Origin of the sequence: Lentzea waywayandensis, assembly GCF_900115955.1 — a bacterium.
Taxonomy (GTDB): domain Bacteria; phylum Actinomycetota; class Actinomycetes; order Mycobacteriales; family Pseudonocardiaceae; genus Lentzea; species Lentzea waywayandensis.
This window is the reverse complement of sequence record NZ_FOYL01000004.1, coordinates 117,648-140,988: the sequence shown is the minus strand read 5'-3', so window position 1 is coordinate 140,988 and position 23,341 is coordinate 117,648. Positions and strand designations below refer to the sequence as shown.

Sequence of the window (23,341 nt, the reverse complement as noted above, 5' to 3'; positions counted from 1 at the left end):
GTGCAATGCGGCACCTGTGCGCTAACCTGCGTCGCAGAAGGCTTTAGTTGGCGACGCGGGTGACCGCGCATTCGGGGTCCAGGAGGATACGCATGGCGCAGAAGGTCACGGTGACCCTCGTCGACGATCTGGACGGTTCCACCGCTGAGGAGACCGTCGAGTTCGGACTGGATGGTGTCAGCTACACCATCGACCTTTCCTCGGGCAATGCGGGCAAACTGCGTGACGCTCTTGCCGACTTCGTGGGAAGTGCACGTCGTGCGGGTGGTCGCAAGCGCCTTGGGCCCGGTCGTCCGGCCGGCAGCGTGAAGGCGCGCCCCGCTTCGGCGGATCGTGAGCAGAACCAGGCCATTCGCGAGTGGGCCCGCAAGCAGGGCATGAAGGTGTCGGACCGGGGTCGCATCCCGGCCGAGGTGCTCGACGCCTACCACCAGCAGGGCTGAAATTCGGTAAAACACGAAGGGGTTCCGGGGAAGATTCCTCGGAACCCCTTCGTGCTATTTGAGTGACCGGTCAGCTACCGGTAGGCGTCCAGAAGGCGGAACGGTGCGATCCAAACGAGATCGTGAACACACTTGCCGTCGACTTTTTAGTTGATCCGACAACGGGTTTGCTGAATGTTTTTTCACGATCTCCCGCGGTCGTTCTTCTTCTGGCCTGGACCGATGATGTGACCAGAACCGGTGCCCTGGACCTCGGGCCGACCAGGTGGTTCGGTTAGGCTTACCTCTCCTGTCGCGGTTGAGGAGGGTGGGCCTTGGGTCGTAGGTCGTTCGGCCTGCTCTTCCTGCTGGTCGTGCTGGTCGCCGTGTGCCTGGCGAGCATCGCGATCGGCTCGAAGGAGATCCCGCTCTCCGGGGTCTGGCACGGTCTCTTCACGCCGACCGGCGTCGAGGACGACGTGGTGATCCGCGAGCTGCGGATCCCGCGGACGTTGCTCGGCGTCGTGGTCGGCATCGCTCTGGGTGTGGGTGGCGCTCTCATGCAGGGCCACACGCGCAACCCGCTGGCCGACCCCGGCATCCTCGGCGTCACGCACGGCGCGGCGCTGGCGGTCGTGCTCTCGATCTTCCTGCTCGGCGTCAGCTCGCTGGTCGGCTACATCTGGTTCGCGTTCGCCGGGGCGATGATCGCGAGCGTCCTGGTGTTCCTGCTCGGCTCGGCCGGGCGAGGCGGCCCGTCGCCGGTGACGCTGGCGCTGGCCGGGGCCGCGGTCTCCGCGCTGATGAACGGCCTCGTGTCGGCGATCGTGCTGCTCGACCAGCAGTCGCTCGACGCGTTCCGGTTCTGGCAGGTCGGCGCGATCGCGGGCCGCGATCTGACGGTGCTGACGCAGGTCGCGCCGTTCCTGTTCGCCGGCCTGGTGATCGCGGCGCTCAACGCGCCCGGCCTCAACGCCATGTCGCTGGGCGAGGACGTGGCGAAGTCGCTGGGCGTCAACACCAGCAGGACGCGGTCGCTGGGCATCTTCGCCATCACGCTGCTGGTGGGCGGGGCCGTCGCCGCGTGCGGGCCGATCGGGTTCCTGGGCCTGGTGGTGCCGCACGTCGCCCGCGCGTTCACCGGGCCGGACTACCGCTGGATCCTGCCGTACTCGGCACTGCTCGGAGCGATCCTCATCCTGTTCGCCGACATCGTCGGCAGGGTGGTCGCCCGTCCGTCCGAAGTGGAGGTCGGTGTGATGCTGGCCCTGATCGGCGCTCCGTTCTTCATCTTCCTGGTGCGGCGCAAGAAGCTGGTGAAGATTTGACGCCGACCGCGGTGAAGACCCCCGCAGCCAAGGCGCCCGCCCTGCGGCTGGGTGCCACCTCGTTTCGGTTGCGACGCCGGCCGTTGCTGGTCGTCGCGGCGTCGCTGGTGGTGCTGGCGGCGGCGCTGATCGCCGACATCATGATCGGCGACTTCCCGCTGACCGTGACCCAGGTCGTCGACACGCTGCTGGGCGGTGGCACGCGCCGCGACCAGTTCGTGGTGATGGAACTTCGGATGCCCCGAGCTCTGACTGGGCTGCTGGTCGGTGGCGCATTGGGGCTCTCCGGGGCGATCTTCCAGGCCATCGTGCGCAATCCGCTGGCCTCGCCCGACATCCTGGGCGTGACCTGGGGAGCCGGTGCCGGCGCGGTCTCGGTGATCACCTTCGCCGGTTCACTGGGGGTGGTGACCGGAAGCGCCGCCTCGATCGGTGTGCCGCTGGCGGGCCTTTTCGGCGGCCTGCTCGCCGGGCTGCTGGTCTACGCGCTGGCGTGGCGGCAGGGGATCGAGGGCTTCCGGATGGTGCTCGTCGGCATCGGTATCACCGCTGTCGCCGGCAACTTCACGCACTACCTGCTGACCGTTGGTGACGTGCAGGACGCCGGGCGCGCGATGGTGTGGATCACCGGGTCGTTGAACGGTCGTGGCTGGGAGCACGTCGTGCCGGTCGCGTTGGCGCTGGTCGTGCTGGTTCCCGTGGCTCTGATCGGCGGCCATGTGCTTGGGGCCTTGCAGTTCGACGACCAGACCTCGCGCGGACTCGGTGTGCGGGTCAACGTCGCGCGGTCGTTCCTGATCATCGTGGCGATCGTGCTGGCCTCCGTGGCGACCGCCGCTGCCGGGCCGATCACGTTCGTGGCGTTGGCATCGCCGCAGATCGCCTTGCGGCTGTCCGGGACCGCGCAGCCGCCGTTGTTCGGCTCTGTGGTTGTCGGCGGTGCTTTGGTGATGTTGTCCGACCTGGTGGCGCGGACTGTGTATCGCACTGAGCTGCCGGTTGGAGTTGTGACCGCGGTTCTGGGTGCGCCCTATTTGATGTTCCTGCTGATCCGGAGTCGCCGGGAGGCGCGGGTATGAGTGTGCGTCTTGAGGCTTCGTCGCTGTCGGTCGGGTACGGGGAGCGGCTGGTCGTCGACTCTCTGGATTTGTCGATCATCGGTGGCACCGTCACCGCGGTGATCGGGCCCAACGGGTGTGGCAAGTCCACTCTGTTGAAGGCTCTGGGGCGGTTGCTGCCTGCCCGGTCCGGGGCGGTGTTGCTGGACGGGAAGCAGATCGACTCCATGTCCACTCGGGACGTCGCCCGGGTTCTGGGGATGTTGCCTCAGGCTCCGTCTGCTCCTGAGGGGCTGACCGTGGCGGATCTGGTCGCTCGGGGGCGGCATCCGCATCAGTCCTGGTATCGGCAGTGGTCGTCCGATGATGCCGCGGCTGTTGATGCCGCGTTGGCGATGACCGGGATTCTGGATCTGGCCGAGCGGACTGTGGATGAGCTGTCCGGTGGGCAGCGGCAGCGGGCCTGGATCTCCATGGCTCTGGCCCAGGGGACGGATCTGTTGCTGTTGGACGAGCCGACCACCTATTTGGACCTTGCCCATCAGATCGACGTGCTGGATTTGGTGCAGGAGCTGCATGCGTCGATGGGGCGGACGATTGTGATGGTGTTGCACGATCTGAACCTTGCCGCTCGGTATGCGGACAACATCGTTGCCATGCGGGGTGGGCGGATTGTGGCTCAGGGGACGCCTGGTGAGGTGTTGACCGAGGAGATGTTGCTGGAGGTTTTCGGGCTGGATGCTCGGGTTGTCGAGGATCCGGTTTCCGGGACGCCGTTGGTGGTGCCGGTCGGGTCTCGGCATCGGTTGCCGTAGGGGGCGCGCCGGTTTCTGTGCGTTCCCCGGCTTGCGGGCGGCCTGTCACCTTGCGTGCTTCCCCTGGGGGCTCTGCCCCCAGACCCCCGGCAATCTGATCGGGGGGTGGCGCCGCCTGCGGGTTGATGGCACGCCTGTTGCTTTGGGCGGCTGCGCGTTGCTTAGAGGGTTGCGTTGGCGGTGGGGTCCCGTCACGAGCCGCACCAAGAGCGGGCCACATGTGAGAGGGGAGGTCAAGTCGACGAAAAGCGTGTCGACTTGACCTCCCCTCTCACATGCAGCAAGAGCTATGGCGCGACTCGTGACGGGACCCCACCGCCCAGCCCGCTTGCTAAGGACGGCTCGCCTTCGGCTTCGCGGGTGATCAGGTGTTGTTGCAGGTGCGTGGGCAGGCCGTGCACGGTTCTGCGTTTGGCAGTACGTAGTGGAAGCAGCAGCTGTTTCGCTTGCGCTTCCAGCCCTCGTCGGTGAAGTGCAGGGTGGAGGCGGAGACGAACGGCTCCAGCTTTTCCGGCAGGATCATCGCTGCGTCTGTCACGCCCGCGTTCTCGTCGCCGAACAGGCGGCCTGCTGCCCACGGGCCGTACTCCAGCATGTCGGTCGCTGCTGCCCAGAGTTGGCGGCGGCCGAAGCGGACCACCTGGCCGAACGAAGCCACGAACTGGGCGGCGTGGGCGGCGTAGCGGGCTCGCAGGATTGCGGCCAGGGCCGCTTCGTCGGCCACGACTGTCGCGGCCGGGTGGTTCGAGGCCGGGTCGTCCGGCAGGCAGGCGAACTCGTCGCACAGGATTGCCGTGCCATCCGGGTGGGGGCGGCCTGAGGTGCTCAGGCGGAAGGCCATGTCGGAGGGCTTGAGCGTGGGGACGCGCCTTGCGGTGTGGAACAGCAGGCCCGCGAGGTAGCCCGGGAGGTGCAGGTACCAGCCCATTACGTAGCCGGCCGTCGCGCGGTCGTCGGACTCGCCGTACTGCTCGACCATCCACTCCGCGAGGTCCTTGCGCCACAGGTCGAAGCGCGTGGGCTCCGCCAGCAGGTCCGAGCAGATCGTCCACTCCTGCGCGGGGGACGGCATGCCGAAGGTGATCTCGGTGCCGGCCTGCAGGCGGGCGACTGATTCGGCCAGTGGCGTGAGCGCACGCGGGTTCTGCTGTGAGACCCTCGCAGGTACGGTCAACGCGCAAGTCCAATCTCATAAGTATGAGGCTTGCCTAACCTTACCCAAGATCTCCTTCGGTCGCCTCTTCACGTGGGCCCGGTCACAGGAGTATCGCTCAACGGTCGGTTGTTCGCGTTCAGCGGACATCGCCCGATCTGTGGAATCCGTTGCTCCCGACCTGCGTTGATGCAGATGTCAATGTTCTCCGGACGCGGCTTGCCGCTGATGGGAGCCACAGGCCTCGGAACCGCCCACTACAGTGGAGCCACGGTGCCGCGCTCACCAGGGTAGATCGGTGGAGCCGAGGACCGCCGACGCAGCAGTCAGGGAGTGCGAATGTTCGAAAGGTTCACCGACCGCGCGAGGCGGGTGGTTGTCCTTGCCCAAGAAGAGGCACGGATGCTCAACCACAACTACATCGGCACCGAGCACATCCTCCTGGGTCTGATCCACGAGGGTGAAGGTGTCGCCGCCAAGGCGCTCGAGTCGTTGGGGATTGCGCTGGAGGGCGTCCGCCAGCAGGTCGAAGAGATCATCGGCCAGGGCCAACAGGCTCCGAGTGGACACATCCCCTTCACCCCCCGTGCGAAGAAGGTCCTGGAGCTCTCGCTGCGCGAGGCGCTTCAGCTCGGCCACAACTACATCGGCACCGAGCACATCCTGCTCGGCCTGATCCGCGAGGGCGAGGGCGTCGCAGCCCAGGTCCTCGTGAAGCTCGGGGCCGACCTCAACAGGGTGCGTCAGCAGGTGCTGCAGCTGCTGTCCGGTTACTCGACGGAGAAGGGCGCGTCGGAGTCGACCGGTCGTGGCGAGGGCACGCCGTCCTCCTCCTTGGTCCTCGACCAGTTCGGGCGCAACCTCACGGCCTCGGCCCGTGAAGGCAAGCTCGACCCGGTCATCGGGCGCGCCAAGGAGATCGAGCGGGTCATGCAGGTGCTGTCCCGCCGCACCAAGAACAACCCCGTCCTCATCGGCGAGCCCGGCGTCGGCAAGACCGCCGTCGTCGAGGGGCTGGCGCAGATGGTCGTCAAGGGCGAGGTGCCCGAGACGCTCAAGGACAAGCAGCTCTACACCCTCGACCTCGGTTCGCTGGTCGCGGGCTCGCGCTACCGCGGTGACTTCGAAGAGCGCCTGAAGAAGGTCCTCAAGGAGATCCGCACGCGCGGCGACATCATCCTGTTCATCGACGAGATCCACACCCTCGTCGGTGCGGGTGCCGCCGAGGGCGCGATCGACGCGGCTTCGATCCTGAAGCCGATGCTCGCGCGCGGTGAGCTGCAGACGATCGGTGCCACCACCCTCGACGAGTACCGCAAGCACGTCGAGAAGGACCCCGCGCTGGAGCGCCGCTTCCAGCCGATCCAGGTGGGCGAGCCGTCGCTCGAGCACACCATCGAGATCCTCAAGGGCCTGCGCGACAGGTACGAGGCGCACCACCGCGTCTCGATCACCGACTCCGCGCTGGTCGCCGCCGCCACGCTGGCCGACCGGTACATCAACGACCGGTTCCTGCCCGACAAGGCGATCGACCTCATCGACGAGGCCGGTGCGCGCATGCGCATCCGCCGGATGACCGCGCCGCCAGACCTGCGCGAGTTCGACGAGAAGATCGCGGACGTCCGTCGCGACAAGGAATCCGCGATCGACGCGCAGGACTTCGAGCGCGCGGCGAAGCTGCGTGACGCGGAGAAGACGCTCCTGGGCCAGAAGGCCGAGCGGGAGAAGCAGTGGAAGGACGGTGACCTGGACGTCGTCGCGGAGGTCGACGACGAGCAGATCGCCGAGGTCCTCGCCAACTGGACCGGCATCCCGGTGTTCAAGCTCACCGAGGAGGAGACCACGCGTCTGCTCCGCATGGAGGACGAGCTGCACAAGCGGATCATCGGCCAGGTCGACGCGGTCAAGGCCGTGTCGCAGGCGATCCGCCGCACCCGCGCCGGTCTGAAGGACCCGAAGCGCCCCTCCGGCTCGTTCATCTTCGCCGGCCCGTCCGGTGTCGGTAAGACCGAGCTCTCGAAGGCGCTCGCGAACTTCCTGTTCGGCGAGGACGACGCGCTCATCCAGATCGACATGGGCGAGTTCCACGACCGGTACACCGCGTCGCGGCTCTTCGGTGCCCCTCCCGGTTACGTCGGCTACGAAGAGGGCGGCCAGCTCACCGAGAAGGTGCGCCGCAAGCCGTTCTCCGTCGTGCTGTTCGACGAGATCGAGAAGGCCCACCAGGAGGTCTACAACACGCTGCTCCAGGTGCTGGAGGACGGCCGCCTGACCGATGGTCAGGGCCGGACGGTGGACTTCAAGAACACCGTCATCATCTTCACGTCGAACCTGGGCACGTCGGACATCAGCAAGGCCGTCGGCCTCGGCTTCACCTCGGGTCAGGACACCGCGTCCAACTACGAGCGCATGAAGAACAAGGTCAACGACGAGCTGAAGAAGCACTTCCGGCCCGAGTTCCTCAACCGCATCGACGACATCATCGTCTTCCACCAGCTGACTCAGGACGAGATCATCAAGATGGTGGACCTGATGATCGCCCGCGTCGAGGCGCAGTTGAAGAACAAGGACATGGCGATCGAGCTGACCGATCGCGCCAAGATGCTCCTCGCGAAGCGCGGCTTCGACCCGGTGCTGGGCGCCCGTCCGCTGCGCCGGACGATCCAGCGCGAGATCGAGGACACCCTGTCGGAGAAGATCCTGTTCGGCGAGATCCAGCCGGGCCAGATCATCATCACCGACGTCGAGGGCTGGGACGGCGAGTCGGACCAGCACGACAAGGCGAAGTTCGTGTTCCGCGGCGAGGCCAAGCCGAACCGCGTGCCGGACGCCCCGCCCGTCGACCTCGCGGCCCCGGCGGCAGCCGCCGAGCCGCAGGACGCTCCGGCGAACGACACCGAGTGATCTAGGCAGTACGTGAGAACGGCCCCCAGGCTTCGGTCTGGGGGCCGTTCTCGTCTGCGGCTGTTCAACAATCCTCGCTCAGGGCGACTTGTGGAGAAGGAAGGCACAAGTCGCCGGAGGGGGCCATGGACTTTCTGCTGATCCTGCTGCAGCCGCACGTGGTGGTGCTGATCGCGATCGTCATCGTCATGCACACCGTCGTGGTGCCCCGCTGGCGCACCCGCGGCCGCGCGAAGGCACGCGCCGAGCAGGACCCGGTTCTGACCGAACTGGCGAAGAGCCTCGGCGGCTCCGTGTCCGGCCCTGGTCAGGCCTCCGCGTGGACTCCCCGGCTCCAGCGGTCGAGGTCCGAGGCAGAGCTGACGCTCGACTTCCAGCGCGGGCCGTGGCACGTCCGCCTGACGGAAGCCTGCAACCCGAGACCGCGCAGCGAGGCCGTCCTGGAGTACGAGCACTGGATCGAGGTCGCCACCACTCCCGTGCCGGCGCGGAAGATTCCGCTGGAGTTCTTCACGCTGTCCTTTGAGGACGGTTTCGTGCAGGTGGAGTGCCAGGGCCGCATTCAGTCCGACGACATCGTCTTCCTCGTCGACATGATTCTGGAGAGGCTCGACGCCATTCGTGACGTGGAGCCGAGGGACCCCTCCGCAGTCGTCTGACCATCTTGTCGCGTGGATCACCCACCCACATCGATTCGTCCGTTTCGCCGCGAACCGGAAACTCCTCCTGCCACCATGTCCTCCGCCCGCGTGATCTTGCGCGGGCGAGTGTCCAGGAGGAGGTCCTTGTGCCGTCGGCGGCGTTCGAGCAGTTGGTCGCTCAGTTCGAGCGGTTCCAGTCTCAGATGCAGCACGTTGACCAGCAGTTCGCGAAGGTCGGCGAGATGCGGCAACAACTCACCGAACTCGAAGCGGTCGCCACCTCGGCCGACCGCGCCGTGACGGTGGTGGCGGGTCCGTCCGGCAGCATCAAGGACATCCGGTTGACCGACCAGGCGATGCGCCGGCCACCGCACGCCCTCGCCGCCGAACTGATGTCGACGCTGCAGAAGGCCGTCGCCGAGGCTGCTCGCCGCCAGGCCGGCATCGTGGAGGGCGCGATCGGCGACGACATGAAGCTGTCCGACCAGGTTCTCGAAACCCAGGCGCAGCTCTTCGGAATGTCCAAAGAGGAACTCCGCGCCGTGAGGACCGAGGAGACCGCCCCCGCGGCACCGCCTCGCCCGCCGATGCCTCCCGCCCGGCCGATGCCTCCGCCGCCCCAGAACGCGGGCCCGGTCCGGCAGCCGCCCGCTCCGCCGCGCCCGCCCGCACCGGAGCCGCAGGACGACTTCTCCGACCAGAACATCATGCGCGGCAACGCCTGGAACGACAGGTCACCGCAGCCGCCCGCCACTCCGCCCAAACAGGACGGCAAGTTCCTGAACCTCTACGACGACGAGGACGGCCGGTGAGCGGGTTCAGCGTCAACCCCGAAGAGCTGCGGCAGTACGCCGACAAGCTCCAGGGCCATCGCGGTTTCGCCGGTGAGGTCACCGGTCTGGTCGACAAGTCCGACGTCGGCGACAAGTCGTGGGGCGTGGTCGGCATCTTCGTGAAGCAGCAGTACACGCAGATGCTCAGCGACCTGCAGGACACGCTCACCGCCATGACGGACGGGCTGGACTCCGGTGTGGAGAAGTTCCGCGACACCGCGAAGGGCTACGCGGACCAGGAAGAGGCCCTGAAGAAGATCCTCGACGGCATCCAGGTCGAGAGGGGATAGGGCCGGCATGGCGGAACAGGACTACACGGCCGGAAGTGGCGACACGCAGGTCAAGGTCACCGTCGGGGAGAAGACCCTCGGGCAGAAGGCGGAGGAGAACGCCCCGATCTGGGGCAACTTCGTCAAGGCCAAGGAGGCCGCGGGCAAAGCGGGCGACACCGGAGGCATCGCAGGGCTGACCTCCGAAGGCAGCGCGCTGGTCACGTCGGTCGTCGAGTTCGGCCAGGGCATGGTGATGGACCCGATCGGCTGGCTGGTCGGGCAGGGCCTCAACTTCCTGATCAGCGTGGTGCAGCCGCTCGAAGACGCGATCCACTTCGTCAGTGGTGACGGTCCGGCGTTGCAGCAGGCGGGCGAGAACTTCGGGGCGATCGCCCAGGGCATCTCCGACCTCAGCACGAGGTTCACCGAGGATCTGCAGACCACCGTGACGTCCTGGGGTGGCAGTGCCTCGGAGTCTGCCGCGACGAAGCTGGGCGAGTTCGCTCACGGCATCGACGGAGTCGCGGGCCAGGCGGGTGAGCTCGCCGAGCTGCTGATGATGTCGTCCATGGTCATGCAGGTGATCGAGGACGTCATCAAGGCGATCCTCTCCGAGCTGATCACGTGGTTGATCATGATCTGGATCCCGGCGCTCGCCGCTGCCGTGCCGAGTTGTGGTGCTTCAACGGCCGCCGCGGGTGCCGCGACCGGCGTTCGCGTGGCCTCCACCGCGAGCAGGGTGTCGCGCATCGTCGCGAAGCTGCGTCAGCTGCTGACCAAAATCATGGACTTCCTGCGCACCCTGGCGACCAAGGCGAAGAACCTCGGTACCGGCTTCAAGAAGGCCATGGCGGACAAGAAGGTCCGGAGCCAGGAAGCGACCGACGCGCTCTTCGGCAAGACGAAGTGGGAGACGTTCAGGAGCAACCCGCTCACCAGGATGAACAGCCACGAGGGCATCGTCGGCGAGCGCATGAAACAGGGATTCGGGAAGTCGATGCTCGACGCCGTCGGCAACGAGGTCCTGGCTCAGGTGAACCCCGCCCACGAGAAGGGCGCGCGAAACGAGTCCCTGCGAGAGCAGGCCGCCGAGTCCCGCGAGACCGGAACCGATCATTCGAAGCAGCGCATTGAAGGGTATCTGGACCTCTGATCATGGATCTTCTGAAGCTGTGGGTGACCGACTACCTGCTCAGTCCTCTGGTCTTGACCGCCTTCGCCGTCATGATCGTGTTCATGGTCGTGCGGCGCTGGCTCCAGTTCCGCAACCACGCGAAGGCCCGCGACGCGCAGATCGCCGCGCTGACCCCGCTGGCACAGCGACTCGGCGGCAACGTGCTCGGTCCTGACGAGGCAGGCATGTGGACGGCCGAGTTGCGGAAGCCGTTCGAGAACGAGTTCTCGATCGCACTCCGATCCAAGCGGCAGTTCGACCTGTCGCTGGACTTCCAGCGCGGCCAGTGGCACGTGCGGGTGACCGAGGCGTCTGTTCGCTACGACAACCGCGGCTTGGGGGTGCGCTGGATGCACGAGCACCGCATCGAGATCGCCACCGCTCGCCTGGCTCCGCTGAAGGTCACGCGGCCGAACAAGTACAGCGTCAACACCGGACAGCCGTTGTCGCCCGGCCAACTCGAGGCGGTGTGGAAGCAGATCGTCGGCTACGAGCCGGAGACCGCGAAACGCGACGGCGCCGAGTGGCGGCCGGTGCCGTTGCAGCCGCCGATGGACCAGGAGTTCTCCGCGTACGGCAGCGACCCCGCGGCGGCGGCCAGGGAGTTGAACTTCGACGCGTTGCACTGGCTCCTCGACCACGAGGAGAGCCTTCCCCTCTGGGCGAAGGGGATGTCGCTGACCTTCGAGTCCGGCTTCGTCTACCTGTTGGTGTTCCGCCCAGTCCAGCCCGATGAGCTGATGGGCGTGGTCGACGTCATCGTCGGTCTGCTCGACCGCATGCCCGGCGCGCGGCCGCGGCACCCGGCCGCGACCGTCTGACGATGGACTCCTTCGGCCTCGAGAGCCTCGGCGGCGCGGTCGCGGACAGACGTGCCGGTAGGGGACGGGCTCAAGTGGCTCGGACAGGCGTCGGGGTCGAGGTTCGACTGCACGCTGGACTTCTCGCGGAAGGCGAGATGCCGCACACCGTCGAGGGCGAGGACCGGCTGCCGTGGATGCCACTGCGGCTGCCGGCGTCCGTGAACCACGCGTACGTGGCGTTCACCGTCGACGTCGTTGACGCGATCCTAGGTCTCCTCAGGCTCGTTCCCGGCAGTCAGCGCGGCGTCACGGCGTAGCCCGTCAGCACGACGTCCTCCAGCTCCGGGTCGTCGTCCTCGTAGACGCCCTCGTAGTTGAAGCCGAACAGTGCGCGCAGGGCGGCTTCTGCCAGGTCGAGCGGGTGGAAGCGGAACGGGTACTCGTCGTCGGAGTCCAGGGACTCGAGGAACTCCGGGTCGCCTGCCAGGTACTTCTCCTCGAACGGCAGGGGCGTGCCCACGTCGGCGATCACGCCGCTGTCGGGGGAGAGGCTGTACGCGCGGCGCACTGTGCCGTCCGGTTCCCAGATGGCGTAGGAGAAGAAGTCGACGACGCTGTGCATCGCGTGCAGGTAGAGGGTGCGGCCCGCGGCCTCGCTGACGAACTGTTCTGGCAGGTCTGTGTAGGAGTCGCCGGCCGCGTCCCACGTGCAGATGATCGACAGGCCCTCGAAGACGCCGGCGTAGATCTTGCCTTCGGGCGGGTTGCCGTAGTGGAGGTTGCCGTCCTCGATCGGGCGAATGTCGTGGGACGGGTAGAGGCGTTGCACGAAGGCCGTGGTGGCCTCGCGGTCGATCTTCGGCGCTGCCCGCAGCACCTTGCTGACGTCGTCGGATGCGTAGAAGAGCATCCAGTCCTTGGCTCCCATCGGGCCCCCTCTGAGTCGGTTGGAATCAGCATGGCGGAGGGGTCTGACAATTTTTCGCGGGCAACGGGAGTGGGGCGCCGGCCGTCCATTCGGGTGTGAGCACCACACCGGAGACCGACGCGCGTTCGGGCACACTGCACGGCGTGGCCACCACCGAGGTGAAGCCGGCCAGGAGCGGGATCGCCACGTTCTTGCTGGTCCTGAGCGCGATCGCGTTCGTCGCGGCGGCGCTGGTCAGGCTGCTCGGCATCGACGGGTCGCGGTACATGATCGCCGCGACGTCGCTGACCCCGTACATCGCCGTCGTCGGCCTGCTCGTCGGGTTGCTGGCGTTGTTCCGCAAGAGGTGGGTCGTCGGGCTGACGATGACGCTCGTGGGGATCGTGCTGGTCGCGAACGTGGCGCCGCGGGCGTTCCCCGACGCGCGGGCCAACGGGGTGGGGCAGCAGGTCAGGCTGATGACCGCAAACCTGCTCACCGGCATCGCGGACGCGCCGTTCATCGTCCAGGAGGTCAGGAAGCGCGGCATCGACATCCTCGCGATGCAGGAGCTGACGCCGGAGATGGTGCGCGACCTCGAACGGGCCGGGCTGAACCAGGTGCTGCCCAACCGGGTCTTCCTGGCCGAACCGGGTGGCTCCGGCAGCGGGCTCGCCTCGAAGTTCCCGCTCACGCGGCGGAATCTGACGCCGCCGGGCACGTTGCAGCAGGCCGGGGCGCTGGTGGACCTGCCGGGCAAGGACATCGAGGTCGTCTCGGTGCACCCGTTGCCGCCGGTCGTCACCGCCGGGCCGGAGGCGTGGCAACGTGAGCTCGCCGGGCTGCCGTCGCCCGACTCGACCGGTGCGATCCGGGTGCTGGCGGGCGACTTCAACGCCACGCTCGACCACGTCGGCCTCACCCGGCTGCTGAACAAGGGCTACGTCGACGCCGCCGACCAGGTCGGCAAGGGACTGATCCACACCTGGCCCTCCGACAGCGGGTTCTGGCCGCCGCCGGTCACCATCGACCACGTGCTGGTGGACTCGAAGGTCCTGGTGGACACGGTGGACGTGTTCGACGTGCCCGGCAGCGATCACCGGGCCGTCGTCACGCAGTTCGTCGTGCCAAGGCTGTGAGGGCCTCCAAGGCGCCCACCTGCAGCGACACGCCTCGGCCGTGCCGCACCGCGGGCTCGCGGGTGTTGATCCTGATCAGCGAACCGGACGCCGCGCTCGCCAGCTCGGCCTGACGCCGCACGGTCGGCACGGCGGTACCGGCGCCGATCTCGATCACGACCAGCTTGCGCTGCGCACGACGCCACTCCGTCAGCGCGTCCAGCTGCTGCTGGCTGCGATGCGGCACCCAGCCCCAGTCACCGAACATCAGGATGTTGGGCCGCGCCAGCCCGCCGCAGTTCGGGCACGAAGGCAACGAGCCCACCGCGCGCATCGTCGACGGATCGACGGTGACGTCGGACGAGCACTCCCAGATCTCGTCGGTGCACGGTTCCACGCACTGGGCGTGGTGGATCGAACCGTGGACCTCGGCGACGTCGGTGAAGCCCGCCTTCTGGAACTGGCCGTCCACATTGGACGTGAAGGCGCGCGCACCCCACGACCGCAGAACGGCGAAACCCTCGTGTGGCACCGTTTCGCGGTACAGGCTGAGCCGGTGGCCGTAGAAACCCCACGCCAGCGCGGGATCGTCGGCGAAGTGCACGGGGTCGGCGATCTCCTCGAACTTCAGCCCGAGGCGCTCGTAGGGCGGATACGCCCGCCAGAAGCCCTCGGTGCCGCGGAAGTCCGGAAGACCCGAGTCGACCCCCATGCCGGCACCGGCGCAGACGAGCACGGCGTCCGCGCCGGCGATCAGCTCGGCGGCTTGATCGTAGGACTGGTCGATCACTGCTTGGGCTTGCTCCCGAGCACGACCTCGAACTCCAGCAGGTCGGCACCGCTCGACACGGGCCGTGCGCGCTCACCGGAGTGTGCGGCCGCACCGGCCTCGCCGTCGCGCCACGCGGTGAAGGCCTCGTCGGTCTCCCAGTGCGTGACGACGAAGTAGCGGTCCTCGCCCGCGACCGGGCGCAGGAGCTCGAAGCCGAGGAAGCCGGGCTGGTTGTCGACCGCGCCCAGACGGGCGGCGAACCGCTTCTCCAGCTCGGGGCCGTTGCCCTCGGGAACCTTGATCGCGTTGATCTTCACGACTGCCATGACACCGACTCTAGCGCCGGACTCCGACAGGCAGCAGGTACTGATCGTCGGGAATGCCCGAGTCACGGAACCAGGCCTTGAAGAACCCGTCCAGCGGTTTCCCGGAGGCCTGCTTGAAGTGCTCCTCGAACTCCGGCCAGGTGGCGTTGCCGTCGCGGTGCTTGGCCGTCCACGACTGCAGGGCCTTGAAGAACACGTCGTCGCCGACCGTCTTGCGCAGCGCGTGCATGCCCATGAGGCCCTTGTCGTAGACGCCGCGGAACTCGTTGCCCTTGCCCATGTCGTAGAGCTTCGGCGCCCAGAACGACGACCGTTCGCGCCGCTGCTCGACGCCCTCGCGGTAGCGCTGGTCGAGGTCCGTGCCCTCCTTCTCCAGCCACAGCCACTGCGCGTAGGAGGCGAGGCACTCGTTCAGGCAGATGTCCGCCCAGTTCTTGATCGACACCGAGTCGCCGAACCACTGGTGGGCGTTCTCGTGCACGACCGTCTCCAGGTCTGCCCACGCGGCGTAGATCGGCCGGGTCTGGGTCTCCAGCGAGAACCCGATCTGGTCGGCCACCCAGATGCTGCCCGCCGCGCGCTGCGGGTACGGGCCGAACTTCGTCTCCAGGTACGCGAGGATCGCCGGGCCCTGGGCCTGGATCGGCTTCTTGGCGGCGGACGTGCCGGGGGCGTACGCGTCGAGCACCGGCGTGCCGTTCGGCAGCTGGGAGCGCACCACCTCGAACTTGTCGATGGCCACCGTGGCCAGGTACGTCGCGAGCGGCGTCTCCTCCGACCAGGTGAACGTCGTCCAGCCGCCTTCGCGCGTCACAGGGCCTTCGAGGCCGTTCGAGATCGCCGTCCAGCCGTCCGGAACGCGGGCCGCGACCTTCAGCGCCGCCTTGTCGCGCGGGGTGTCGTTGGCCGGGAACCACGTCGTCGCCGAGTGCGGCTGACCCGCGGCGAACGCGCCGCCCGTGGACGAGACCTGCCAGCCGCTGCGGCCCAGCGAGGCGTCGTCGATCGTCGTGGGCTTGCCGCCGTAGGTGACGACGGTGGTGAACGGCCTGCCCTTCGCGAGCGGGGTGGCAGGCGTGATCACGAGCTCGTGGTCGCCCTCCTGCGCGAACTTCGCCGGCTGGCCGCCGACCTTCACCTCGCTGACCTTCAGGCCTTCGAGGTCGAGGTTGAAGCGCGACAGGTCGGAGGTGGCGGTCGCGGTGACGGAAGCGACGCCGTCGAGCTGCCTGGACCCCGGCTCGTAGGTGATCGCGAGGTCGTAGAGCGTGACGTCGTAGCCGCTGTTGCCGTCCGTCGGGTAGTACGTGTCGCCCGCGCCCGCACCGGCCTCCACAGCCGCCTCCGGTGACGTCTCCTGCTGCTTCGCCGGGTCGTTGCTCGGCGTTCTGAACACGACGAGCAGACCAGCGACGAGCACGATCAACACCAGGGCGATCAGGTACGGGCGGGCCTTCATGCGTTTAATCATCCCTGTGTCGGTGGTGGAGTTCGGCGGAACGGGTCAAGGCGTACTGCTCCTGCACGGTCTGATGAGCAGGGCCACCGCCTGGTGGCCGGTCGCGCAGTGGCTCAAGCCGTTCGGTCGCGTGGTCGGGATCGACCAGCGCGGGCACGGCCGAAACCCGCGGCGGGGACCGTTCCGCACCGAGGACTTCGTCTCCGACGCCGCTGCCGCCATCGAAGAACTAGGCCTCGGGCCCGCCGTGGTGATAGGGCACTCCATGGGCGGGCTGCACGCGTGGTGTCTCGCGGCGGCCCGTCCGGACCTGGTGCGCGCGATTGTGGTCGAGGACTTCGCCCCGGACAACAGGGGCAGGACGATCGACGAGTGGAAGTGGCTCTTCGACGCCTGGCCGGTGCCTTTCCAGTCGCTCGGGCACGTGACGTCGTACTTCGGCTCGCCCGTGTTCGCCGAGTACTTCGAGGAACGCGAGGACGGCTGGCACCTGATCGCCGAGATGGACGACCTCTACGAGATCGCGGGCCACTGGGGCACGCGCGCGTACTGGGACCTCATCGACGCCGTGCGGTGCCCGTCGCTCGTCATCGAGGCGGGCAAGGGTGGTCAGCTGCCGAACCAGATGGAAGAGGCAGCACGGCGTTCCGGGGGCCGGTACCTCTACGTCGAGGAGGCCGGCCACCTCGTGCACGCCACCGCGCCGTGGGTCTACCGGGGCGCCGTGGAGGCCTTCTTGAGCACGTCGATCTCGCCGGTCTGAGTGTCGACGATCGACACCTCGCGGACCTTCGCGCGGATCGGCTCGACCGGGAACACCTTGGCGAACGCGGCCTTCATCGCCTCGTCGTCGACGTCGTGGACGAGCGTGCAGTGCGGCACCCAGTTGCCCGGCAGGTAGTAGGCGCTCGGGTTCTTGACCTTGCTCGCCAGCACGTCGTGGATCGCCGAGTGGACCGCGAGCAGCTCGGTGTCGACCACGGCGCCCAGCATCAGCACGTTCTCGGAGGTTGAGAAGGTGCTGAGCGTGTGCAGGTACAGGTCCGGCAGCCACAGCCGTTCCAGGTCCTCGCGCAGCTCCTTGCGGACCTTGGGGCCGATCGTGCTCGCGACGGCGTAGGTCAGGTGCGGCGGGTACCCGTGCTTCGCGCCGACGCGTTGTTGCAGCTCACGGACCTTCTTGTCCGCTTCGGCGTCGAAGAAGGCGACCAGGGCGTGCATCAGCTTGTCCCCTTGTCGGATTGTTGAACAATCCGGTCGTGGGATTGTTCAACAATCCCCTCACCCGGCAGGTGGAAGAGGCCGTCGTGGGATTGTTCAACAAGTCCATCACTCAACAAGGACACAAGGCACTTCTCGCGCTGCGTCACGTCGTTCCAGACGATGTCGAGCTGGATCTTGGGCACCGGGCCGGGCGCACCCCGCAGCACGTCCAGCAGCTTGCCGCGCACCTGCCGGTCGGTGCCGGCGAACTTCTGCACCTTCTTCTCCGGCCCCGCGTAGGCAGGCCGGCCGTTCAGCTGCCACGCGCACTCGGCGAACAACGGGCAGTCCGCGCACTTCTGGTTCTTCGCCGTGCAGATCAACGCGCCGAGCTCCATCAACGCCGCCGAGAACACCGCGGCGTCGTCCTGGGCCTCGGGCAGGATCGCCTCGACGTCGCGGAGATCGCGCTTGGTCGACGGCGGACCGGCGTCACCGGCACCGTGCACGGCCCGAGCGACCACGCGCCGGACGTTCGTGTCGACGACGGCGCACTTCTGCCCGTACGCGAACGTGGCCACCGCACGAGCCGTGTAGCTGCCGATGCCGGGCAACGACTCCAGCGTCTCGATGTCCGACGGCACCACGTCGCCGTGGTCGCGCGCGATGGCGGTGGCGGCCTCGTGCAGCCGCATGGCACGACGGGGGTAGCCGAGCTTGCCCCACATCCGCAGCACCTCGCCCTGCGAGGACGCGGCCATCGCCGACGGCACGGGCCAGCGCGCCAGCCACTCGTGCCAGATCGGCTCGACGCGGGAGACCGGCGTCTGCTGCAACATGATCTCGCTGACCAGCACGCCCCAGGCGGTGCACGAAGGACGGCGCCACGGCAGGTCGCGGGCGGTGGTGTCCCACCAGCCCAACAGCAACTCGTGATTCATCGCCCGCCATTGTCGCGCAACGAAAAGGCCCCCCGAAGGGGGCCCTTCACAACGAACCTCAGGCGGCCTGGGTGGCAGCCGCGTCGACCTCGCGCAGCTCACCGGTGTGCACGTCGTAGACGAACCCGCGGATCTTGTCCGTGTGCGGGATGAACGCGCTGTGGCGAAGCCGGGCCATCGACCCGCGCACGCTCTGCTCGACGACCTTGAACGCCTCGACGGCCCAGGTCGGGCGCAGACCGGTCTCGGACTCCAGCTCGTCCTTGAAGTCGTCCTCGGTGACCATCTCGAGGCCGCAGTTCGTGTGGTGCACGAGCAGCACCTCGCGCGTGCCGAGCTTGCGCTGGCTCAGCGCGAGAGACCGGATGGCGTCGTCGGTGACGACCCCTCCCGCGTTGCGCAGCACGTGCGCCTCGCCCTGCTTCAACCCGAAGATCTCGAACACCCTGATGCGCGAGTCCATGCAGGTCAGAATCGCCACCTGCAGGGACGGCTTCGCGGACGAGCGGTCTCCTGGAACCACGTTCCCGAGCTCGTAGTTCCGCTTGAGCAGTTCGTCGATCGCGGTCATGTGACACACCTCCATGGCCTACCGGCGGACCCCACGTCGATTGGAACCGGAGTTAGCGCACGTTCACAAGGGGTTTCCGCTCAATATCACGTTCACCGGATCGAGCGATGCTCGCCTCCCGCTGGATCAGACCTGGTCGGGCTACGTTCGGGCCGTGATCGAGCCCACAGGTCCGCTGCCGTCCACGGTGTACTGGCGCCGCCGTCTCGCCGCGATCGGGGCAGCGCTGGTCACACTCCTGCTCGTCATCTGGATCGTCGGGATGTTCGGCTCGGACGCCGAGACGGCCCAGCCCACGAACGCGGCCGCGGCGTCGTCCTCGAACCCGCCGCCGAGCATGTCCGAGAGCCCGGCGGCCGCGTCGTCCTCCTCCACGACCCCGCCGCCCTCGCCGACCCAGACCACGCCGCCGCCTCCGCCTCCCGGGCCGCCGCAGCCCTGCCCGGACGACGTGATCGGGGTCGTGGCGAAGGCCAACAAGCCCTTCTACACCATCGGTGACCAGCCGGAACTGTCCATGGACGTCGTCAACACCGGACCGGTGCCGTGCATCAGGGACATCGGACGCCAGCACCGCGAACTGAACGTGCTGACCGCCGACGGCGCGACGGTGCTGTGGTCGAGCAACCACTGCTTGTCCGCCGTGGGCAACGAAGTGCGCGTGATGCAGCCGAAGGAAGCCTTCAACTACGGCACGAAGTGGGCGGGCTCGACCTCGCAGCCCGGCTGCGGCGCGCACACGCGGGTCGGGCCCGGCGACTACCTGCTGGTGGCGAAGCTGGCCGGAAAGGCCAGCTCACCCGTGGTGTTCAGGCTGGAGCACTAGACCTCACGGCCCGAACCAGCGCTCCTCGGCACCACCGCGCGGCGCCGCCGACGTGTTGCCGATGATCAGCTCGGTCGCGAGGTTCACCGACCGCGGCCGCGTGCGCTCGTTCGTGTCGAGCAGCAGCTTGCCCGCCGCCCGGCCCTTCTCCAGCACCGGCTGACGGACCGTCGTGAGCCCGGCCTCCTCGCCGGCGCGGATGCCGTCGAACCCGGTCACGGTGATGTCGTGGGGCACGCGCAGGCCACGGCGGGCGGCCTCGGTCATCGCGCCCAGCGCCAGCACGTCCGAGGTGCAGATCAGGGCGGTGATCTGCGGGTCGCGGTCGAGGACCTGGGCCGCGCCGGACGCGCCGGAGGCCATGTTGTGGTCGAAGCGCTCGACCACGGGCACCTGTGACCAGTCGACGCCGGCCTCGCTGAACGCCTCGGCCAGGCCCGACAGCCGGTTGCGCTGCACGTGGAAGTGCGCGGCGTGCTGGCGGTCCGGCGTCACGAAGCCGTCGTTGCGGTCACGCGCGAGACGCATGCACACGACGCCGATGCGACGGTGGCCCAGCCCGATCAGGTGCTTCGCGAGCTCGTACATCGCGCCGCGGTCGTCGATGCCGACGCGGTCCACGGTGCCGAGGTCCGGCTGGTCGCAGACGACGGTGGGCACCGGGCGCTCCAGCACGGCGGCGAGGTGTGGGTCGTCGTCCGGCACCGAGTAGACGACGAAGCCGTCGACACCGGCACGGTGCACGGACGCGACGTCCTCGCGTTCGGGATTGGCGGGCACCAGCAGCAGACCGGTTCCGGCGTCCTCGCACGCGAGCGCGAGGCCCTCCAGGAACCCGATCGCCGCGGGGTCGCGGAACGCATACGAGAGGTTCTCGGTGAGCAGCAGGCCCACCGCCCCGGCTTTGCGCGTGCGCAACGAGCGCGCCACAGGATCCGGGCCGGGATAACCCAGCCTTCGGGCCGTGTCCAACACCCGCCGACGCAGCTCGGGCGAGAGCTGGTCGGGCCGGTTGTACGCGTTGGACACCGTTGTCCGGGAAACGCCCAGCTCAGCGGCCAGAGAGGCCAACGTTGCCGGACGTCGCACATGCATCGACCGCGCCATGAAAGGACCGTAACGGTTCAGAACCAATTCGTGAAGTCAGGGTGACCTGCGTCCCTCAAATGACGCATCCGCGCTGGTTGACCCATCTGCCTTGTTCAGAAGTTGGTCCAGACCAATTAGGTCAATCGGTCATCTCACTTCGGGGGCGCAGACGATTCCCTCGCGACGAGCCGCGGCCGGAACACACGGGTGTAGTTGTCGGTCCCCTGCCTGCGACGATCCGGATCCAGGCGCAGCACGAGCTCGTCGATCGCGGCCGCGGCCATCTCCTCGATCGGCTGGGCGAGCGTGGTCAAAGCGGGCGACGAATAGGCAGCCAATGGGATGTCGTCGAACCCGACGACGGACAGCTCTCCGGGTACCGAGATCCCTCGTTGGTGTGCCTCGCGCATGACGCCGAGCGCCATGTGGTCGGACGAGCAGATCACCGCCGTGGGCGTCACCGTGTCCAGCAGCTGCGCCACGGCCTGACCGCCGCCCTCCGCGCTGAACGGCGCGTGCGCGACGTACTCCGAGCCCGCCGGCAGGTGGTTCTCCTCCAGCGCGGCGGCCCAGCCGGCCCGCTTCAGCCGCGACGGCAGCGAGCGCGCCGGGCCCGAGACGAACCCGATCCGTTCGTGGCCCAGTTCGATCAGGTGCTTGGTGGCCATGTAGCCCGCGAGTTGCTCGTCCACGGTCACGTCGGGCACGTCCAGCGCGGGCGTGGCACCGTTCAGGAAGACCATGTGGACGCCGTCCGCCAGGAGCTTCGCGTAGTAGCTCGGGCGGGGCGCCTGCCCGAGCGGCACCTCGACGTTGGTGATCTCCGGTGACACGAACACCATGCCCTCGACCCCGCGGGCCAGGAGCATCCGGACGTACTCCTCCTCGCCCATCGGGGCGCCGCTGCGGGTGTTGCACAGCAGCGACGAGTAGCCCAGGCGCGCGGCCCGCGTCTCCAGTGCCTCGGCGAACGCGGGGAAGACCGGGTTCGAGAGCTCGGGCACCAGCAGGCCGATCACGCCGGTGCGCTGCAACGCACCGAGTCCGCGCGGGGTGTACGGCATCTCCGCGAGCACCGACAGCACCCGCTGCCGGGTCTCCTCGTTGACGCCTGCGCGCCTGTTAAGGACTCGACTGACGGTGGAGATGGACACCCCGGCTGCCCTGGCGATCTCGGACAGTCCGGACACGTTGCCTCCCAGCTCAGATCAGGTTTGGCGCAAGCCTGCCGTGTTCGGAAAAATTTTGCAACGAGCGTTTGCAAGACAGGGCCGTTACGGCTTGGTTACGGTCGACGTCTTGACCTGACCATGGTTCTGGTAGTGAAATCGCCCGCAACATTCTCGCAAAACCTTGCAAGACCCTTGTCTCACTCGGAGACGAGGCCCCAGCTGGAGGGAACGGCAGCAACGATGCGACGGACAACCCTCGTGACCGCCATGGCGACGGGTGTCGCCCTCGTGCTCACCGCCTGCGGAAGCGGTGGATCGAGCAGCAACAGCGGAACCGACTCGGGCGAAGTGACTTTCTGGGACACCAGTGGTCCCAACGAGAGCCCGGTCTTCAAGAAGATCGCGGAGGCCTGCGCCACCAAGGACGGTTACAAGGTCAAGACCGAGACCGTCGCGTTCGACCAGGCCCTGAACAACTACAAGACCGCGGCGCAGGGCGGTCAGGGTCCCGACGTGTTCCGCTCCGAGGTCGCCTGGGTGCCGCAGCTCGCCAAGAACGGCCTCGTCGCCGACCTGAGCGACACCGACCTGGCGAAGGACACCAGCGACTTCCTCGAGGTCCCGCTGGGCTCCACGAAGTACGAGGGCAAGTCGTACGGCGTTCCGCAGGTCACCGACTCGCTCGCGTTGCTGTACAACAAGAAGAAGCTCGCGGACGCCGGTGTCGAGCCGCCGAAGACGTGGGACGAGCTCAAGGCCGCGGCCGCCAAGCTGGGCGGTGAGAAGTCGTTCTTCCTCAACAACGACGCGTACTACGCGCTGCCGTTCATCTACGGCGCGGGCGGCGACCTGGTCGACGCCTCCGCCAAGAAGATCGTGGTCAACTCCGCGGACAACGTGAAGGCGCTGCAGACCGCGAAGGGCCTGCTCGACGCCAAGGCCGCGACCACCGCCCTCGACCCGACGAACTCGTACGCGAACATGCAGGCCGCGTTCTCGTCCGGTGAGGCCGCCATGGTCGTCAACGGTCCGTGGGCCGTCGCCGACTACCTCAAGGGTGCCGCGTTCACCGACGCCGCGAACCTCGGCATCGCGCCGGTCCCCGGTGACTCCGCCGGCAAGGGCAGCGCTCCGGTCGGTGGCCACGACTACGTGATCCGTCAGGGCACCAAGGCCAAGACCTCCTCGATCAAGTTCATCCAGTGCATGAGCTCGGCCGACTCGCAGGCCCAGGTCGCGAAGGAGCTCGGCCTGCTGCCGACCCGCAAGTCCGCGTACAGCAACGCCGACGTGAAGGCCAACGCCGTCGTGTCCGCGTTCGAGCCGGTCGCCAAGGCCGCGCACGCCCGTCCGTGGATCCCCGAGGGCGGCCAGCTGTTCGACCCGCTGAAGATCGCCTACGCCGACGTCCTCGCCGGCAAGAAGGAGGCCAAGGCGGCGCTCGACGAGGTCGCCAAGGCCTACAAGGACACCGTCGTTCCCGAGTACTCCATCGGCTGATTCGTGACCGGGTGGCCGGGGTCTCCCGGCCACCCTTTTAGTCGGAGGGGAGAG

General features: G+C 67.8%; 25 protein-coding genes. 15 read left to right on the top strand and 10 right to left on the bottom strand.

Annotated elements, in window-relative coordinates; translation table 11 throughout:
• Positions 1-92: 92 nt before the first annotated feature.
• From BM417_RS16300 to BM417_RS16285, 4 genes are all read left to right on the top strand, one after another.
• A complete protein-coding gene (locus BM417_RS16300) occupies positions 93-443 on the top strand; it encodes a histone-like nucleoid-structuring protein Lsr2 (protein WP_030477509.1) in 351 nt (116 codons plus the stop codon).
• A gap of 314 nt (positions 444-757) precedes the next feature.
• On the top strand, positions 758-1,750 hold the full coding sequence (locus tag BM417_RS16295) for a FecCD family ABC transporter permease (RefSeq protein ID WP_093594167.1): 993 nt from the start codon (positions 758-760) through the stop codon (positions 1,748-1,750).
• An 11-nt stretch (positions 1,751-1,761) separates the two neighbouring features.
• The gene (locus tag BM417_RS16290; RefSeq protein ID WP_218164488.1) at positions 1,762-2,829 is read left to right on the top strand and encodes a FecCD family ABC transporter permease; all 1,068 of its coding nucleotides are present in this window, start codon (positions 1,762-1,764) and stop codon (positions 2,827-2,829) included.
• Positions 2,826-3,623: an ABC transporter ATP-binding protein gene (locus tag BM417_RS16285; RefSeq protein ID WP_093594161.1), complete on the top strand. Its 798-nt coding sequence runs from the start codon at positions 2,826-2,828 to the stop codon at positions 3,621-3,623. The genes BM417_RS16290 and BM417_RS16285 overlap by 4 nt, the downstream gene beginning before the upstream one ends.
• Positions 3,624-3,987: 364 nt before the next feature.
• Here the strand turns inward: BM417_RS16285 and BM417_RS16280 are convergent, their stop codons facing one another.
• On the bottom strand, positions 3,988-4,797 hold the full coding sequence (locus tag BM417_RS16280; RefSeq protein WP_093594158.1) for a (2Fe-2S)-binding protein: 810 nt from the start codon (positions 4,795-4,797) through the stop codon (positions 3,988-3,990).
• 318 nt (positions 4,798-5,115) lie between these two features.
• Between BM417_RS16280 and BM417_RS16275 the strand changes: the two genes are divergently transcribed.
• The 7 genes from BM417_RS16275 (at position 5,116) to BM417_RS16245 (ending at position 11,720) form a co-directional block, all read left to right on the top strand.
• Positions 5,116-7,680, top strand: coding sequence for an ATP-dependent Clp protease ATP-binding subunit (locus tag BM417_RS16275; RefSeq protein ID WP_093594155.1), 2,565 nt, complete (start codon positions 5,116-5,118; stop codon positions 7,678-7,680).
• Positions 7,681-7,805: 125 nt separating this feature from the next.
• The gene (locus tag BM417_RS16270) at positions 7,806-8,339 is read left to right on the top strand and encodes a hypothetical protein (RefSeq protein ID WP_093594152.1); all 534 of its coding nucleotides are present in this window, start codon (positions 7,806-7,808) and stop codon (positions 8,337-8,339) included.
• 128 nt (positions 8,340-8,467) lie between these two features.
• On the top strand, positions 8,468-9,133 hold the full coding sequence (locus tag BM417_RS16265; RefSeq protein WP_322788967.1) for a YbaB/EbfC family nucleoid-associated protein: 666 nt from the start codon (positions 8,468-8,470) through the stop codon (positions 9,131-9,133).
• Positions 9,130-9,444: a WXG100 family type VII secretion target gene (locus BM417_RS16260; RefSeq protein ID WP_093594149.1), complete on the top strand. Its 315-nt coding sequence runs from the start codon at positions 9,130-9,132 to the stop codon at positions 9,442-9,444. The genes BM417_RS16265 and BM417_RS16260 overlap by 4 nt, the downstream gene beginning before the upstream one ends.
• Before the next feature lie 7 nt (positions 9,445-9,451).
• Complete coding sequence (locus BM417_RS16255) at positions 9,452-10,579, top strand: WXG100 family type VII secretion target (RefSeq protein ID WP_093594146.1); 1,128 nt, start codon at positions 9,452-9,454, stop codon at positions 10,577-10,579.
• 2 nt (positions 10,580-10,581) lie between these two features.
• Positions 10,582-11,421 carry a hypothetical protein gene (locus BM417_RS16250; protein WP_093594143.1) on the top strand — a complete coding sequence of 280 codons (840 nt, stop codon included), beginning with the start codon at positions 10,582-10,584 and terminating at the stop codon, positions 11,419-11,421.
• A gap of 2 nt (positions 11,422-11,423) precedes the next feature.
• A complete protein-coding gene (locus tag BM417_RS16245; protein ID WP_093594140.1) occupies positions 11,424-11,720 on the top strand; it encodes a hypothetical protein in 297 nt (98 codons plus the stop codon).
• On the opposite strand, the gene BM417_RS16240 is transcribed toward BM417_RS16245, so the two are convergent.
• Entirely contained in the window at positions 11,699-12,331 is a 633-nt protein-coding gene (locus tag BM417_RS16240) for a DUF6928 family protein (RefSeq protein ID WP_093594137.1), read from the bottom strand. The genes BM417_RS16245 and BM417_RS16240 overlap by 22 nt on opposite strands.
• Before the next feature lie 95 nt (positions 12,332-12,426).
• Here BM417_RS16240 and BM417_RS16235 point away from each other — a divergent pair, with 95 nt between their 5' ends.
• Entirely contained in the window at positions 12,427-13,449 is a 1,023-nt protein-coding gene (locus BM417_RS16235; protein ID WP_245821949.1) for an endonuclease/exonuclease/phosphatase family protein, read from the top strand.
• On the opposite strand, the gene BM417_RS16230 is transcribed toward BM417_RS16235, so the two are convergent.
• From BM417_RS16230 to BM417_RS16220, 3 genes are read right to left on the bottom strand one after another with little or no spacing between them, the layout of a single operon-like run.
• Positions 13,421-14,215: an SIR2 family NAD-dependent protein deacylase gene (locus tag BM417_RS16230; protein ID WP_245822018.1), complete on the bottom strand. Its 795-nt coding sequence runs from the start codon at positions 14,213-14,215 to the stop codon at positions 13,421-13,423. The two genes, BM417_RS16235 and BM417_RS16230, sit on opposite strands and share 29 nt — an antisense overlap.
• Positions 14,215-14,526, bottom strand: coding sequence for an antibiotic biosynthesis monooxygenase family protein (locus BM417_RS16225; protein ID WP_030480510.1), 312 nt, complete (start codon positions 14,524-14,526; stop codon positions 14,215-14,217). The genes BM417_RS16230 and BM417_RS16225 overlap by 1 nt, the downstream gene beginning before the upstream one ends.
• Before the next feature lie 10 nt (positions 14,527-14,536).
• Positions 14,537-15,985, bottom strand: a complete 1,449-nt coding sequence (locus BM417_RS16220; RefSeq protein WP_093594134.1) for a M1 family metallopeptidase — start codon at positions 15,983-15,985, stop codon at positions 14,537-14,539.
• Positions 15,986-16,001: 16 nt separating this feature from the next.
• Between BM417_RS16220 and BM417_RS16215 the strand changes: the two genes are divergently transcribed.
• A complete protein-coding gene (locus BM417_RS16215; RefSeq protein WP_407656152.1) occupies positions 16,002-16,748 on the top strand; it encodes an alpha/beta fold hydrolase in 747 nt (248 codons plus the stop codon).
• Here the strand turns inward: BM417_RS16215 and BM417_RS16210 are convergent.
• From BM417_RS16210 to BM417_RS16200, 3 genes are read right to left on the bottom strand one after another with little or no spacing between them, the layout of a single operon-like run.
• A complete protein-coding gene (locus BM417_RS16210; RefSeq protein ID WP_093594128.1) occupies positions 16,697-17,206 on the bottom strand; it encodes a 2'-5' RNA ligase family protein in 510 nt (169 codons plus the stop codon). The genes BM417_RS16215 and BM417_RS16210 overlap by 52 nt on opposite strands.
• Positions 17,206-18,129 carry an HhH-GPD family protein gene (locus BM417_RS16205; RefSeq protein ID WP_093594126.1) on the bottom strand — a complete coding sequence of 308 codons (924 nt, stop codon included), beginning with the start codon at positions 18,127-18,129 and terminating at the stop codon, positions 17,206-17,208. The genes BM417_RS16210 and BM417_RS16205 overlap by 1 nt, the downstream gene beginning before the upstream one ends.
• Positions 18,130-18,187: 58 nt before the next feature.
• On the bottom strand, positions 18,188-18,700 hold the full coding sequence (locus tag BM417_RS16200; protein WP_093594123.1) for a beta-class carbonic anhydrase: 513 nt from the start codon (positions 18,698-18,700) through the stop codon (positions 18,188-18,190).
• A 154-nt stretch (positions 18,701-18,854) separates the two neighbouring features.
• Between BM417_RS16200 and BM417_RS46805 the strand changes: the two genes are divergently transcribed.
• Complete coding sequence (locus BM417_RS46805) at positions 18,855-19,526, top strand: hypothetical protein (protein WP_143138666.1); 672 nt, start codon at positions 18,855-18,857, stop codon at positions 19,524-19,526.
• Between the two features lie 3 nt (positions 19,527-19,529).
• Here the strand turns inward: BM417_RS46805 and BM417_RS16185 are convergent, their stop codons facing one another.
• Together BM417_RS16185 and BM417_RS16180 are read right to left on the bottom strand one after the other, a co-directional pair.
• Positions 19,530-20,633: a LacI family DNA-binding transcriptional regulator gene (locus BM417_RS16185; RefSeq protein WP_093596028.1), complete on the bottom strand. Its 1,104-nt coding sequence runs from the start codon at positions 20,631-20,633 to the stop codon at positions 19,530-19,532.
• Positions 20,634-20,767: 134 nt separating this feature from the next.
• Positions 20,768-21,805 carry a LacI family DNA-binding transcriptional regulator gene (locus BM417_RS16180; RefSeq protein WP_093594115.1) on the bottom strand — a complete coding sequence of 346 codons (1,038 nt, stop codon included), beginning with the start codon at positions 21,803-21,805 and terminating at the stop codon, positions 20,768-20,770.
• 222 nt (positions 21,806-22,027) lie between these two features.
• Between BM417_RS16180 and BM417_RS16175 the strand changes: the two genes are divergently transcribed.
• Positions 22,028-23,287, top strand: coding sequence for an extracellular solute-binding protein (locus BM417_RS16175; protein ID WP_093594112.1), 1,260 nt, complete (start codon positions 22,028-22,030; stop codon positions 23,285-23,287).
• Positions 23,288-23,341: the final 54 nt, after the last annotated feature.

Excerpts from the sequence above, each read along its gene's own strand:
- BM417_RS16300 (WP_030477509.1), top strand. The coding sequence starts at position 93 with ATGGCGCAGAAGGTCACGGTGACCCTCGTCGACGATCTGGACGGTTCC.
- BM417_RS16285 (WP_093594161.1), top strand. The coding sequence starts at position 2,826 with ATGAGTGTGCGTCTTGAGGCTTCGTCGCTGTCGGTCGGGTACGGGGAG.
- BM417_RS16275 (WP_093594155.1), top strand. The coding sequence starts at position 5,116 with ATGTTCGAAAGGTTCACCGACCGCGCGAGGCGGGTGGTTGTCCTTGCC.
- BM417_RS16270 (WP_093594152.1), top strand. The coding sequence starts at position 7,806 with ATGGACTTTCTGCTGATCCTGCTGCAGCCGCACGTGGTGGTGCTGATC.
- BM417_RS16255 (WP_093594146.1), top strand. The coding sequence starts at position 9,452 with ATGGCGGAACAGGACTACACGGCCGGAAGTGGCGACACGCAGGTCAAG.
- BM417_RS16250 (WP_093594143.1), top strand. The coding sequence starts at position 10,582 with ATGGATCTTCTGAAGCTGTGGGTGACCGACTACCTGCTCAGTCCTCTG.
- BM417_RS16245 (WP_093594140.1), top strand. The coding sequence starts at position 11,424 with ATGGACTCCTTCGGCCTCGAGAGCCTCGGCGGCGCGGTCGCGGACAGA.
- BM417_RS16240 (WP_093594137.1), bottom strand. The coding sequence starts at position 12,331 with ATGGGAGCCAAGGACTGGATGCTCTTCTACGCATCCGACGACGTCAGC.
- BM417_RS16225 (WP_030480510.1), bottom strand. The coding sequence starts at position 14,526 with ATGGCAGTCGTGAAGATCAACGCGATCAAGGTTCCCGAGGGCAACGGC.
- BM417_RS16220 (WP_093594134.1), bottom strand. The coding sequence starts at position 15,985 with ATGAAGGCCCGCCCGTACCTGATCGCCCTGGTGTTGATCGTGCTCGTC.
- BM417_RS16210 (WP_093594128.1), bottom strand. The coding sequence starts at position 17,206 with ATGCACGCCCTGGTCGCCTTCTTCGACGCCGAAGCGGACAAGAAGGTC.
- BM417_RS16205 (WP_093594126.1), bottom strand. The coding sequence starts at position 18,129 with ATGAATCACGAGTTGCTGTTGGGCTGGTGGGACACCACCGCCCGCGAC.
- BM417_RS16200 (WP_093594123.1), bottom strand. The coding sequence starts at position 18,700 with ATGACCGCGATCGACGAACTGCTCAAGCGGAACTACGAGCTCGGGAAC.
- BM417_RS16185 (WP_093596028.1), bottom strand. The coding sequence starts at position 20,633 with ATGGCGCGGTCGATGCATGTGCGACGTCCGGCAACGTTGGCCTCTCTG.
- BM417_RS16175 (WP_093594112.1), top strand. The coding sequence starts at position 22,028 with ATGCGACGGACAACCCTCGTGACCGCCATGGCGACGGGTGTCGCCCTC.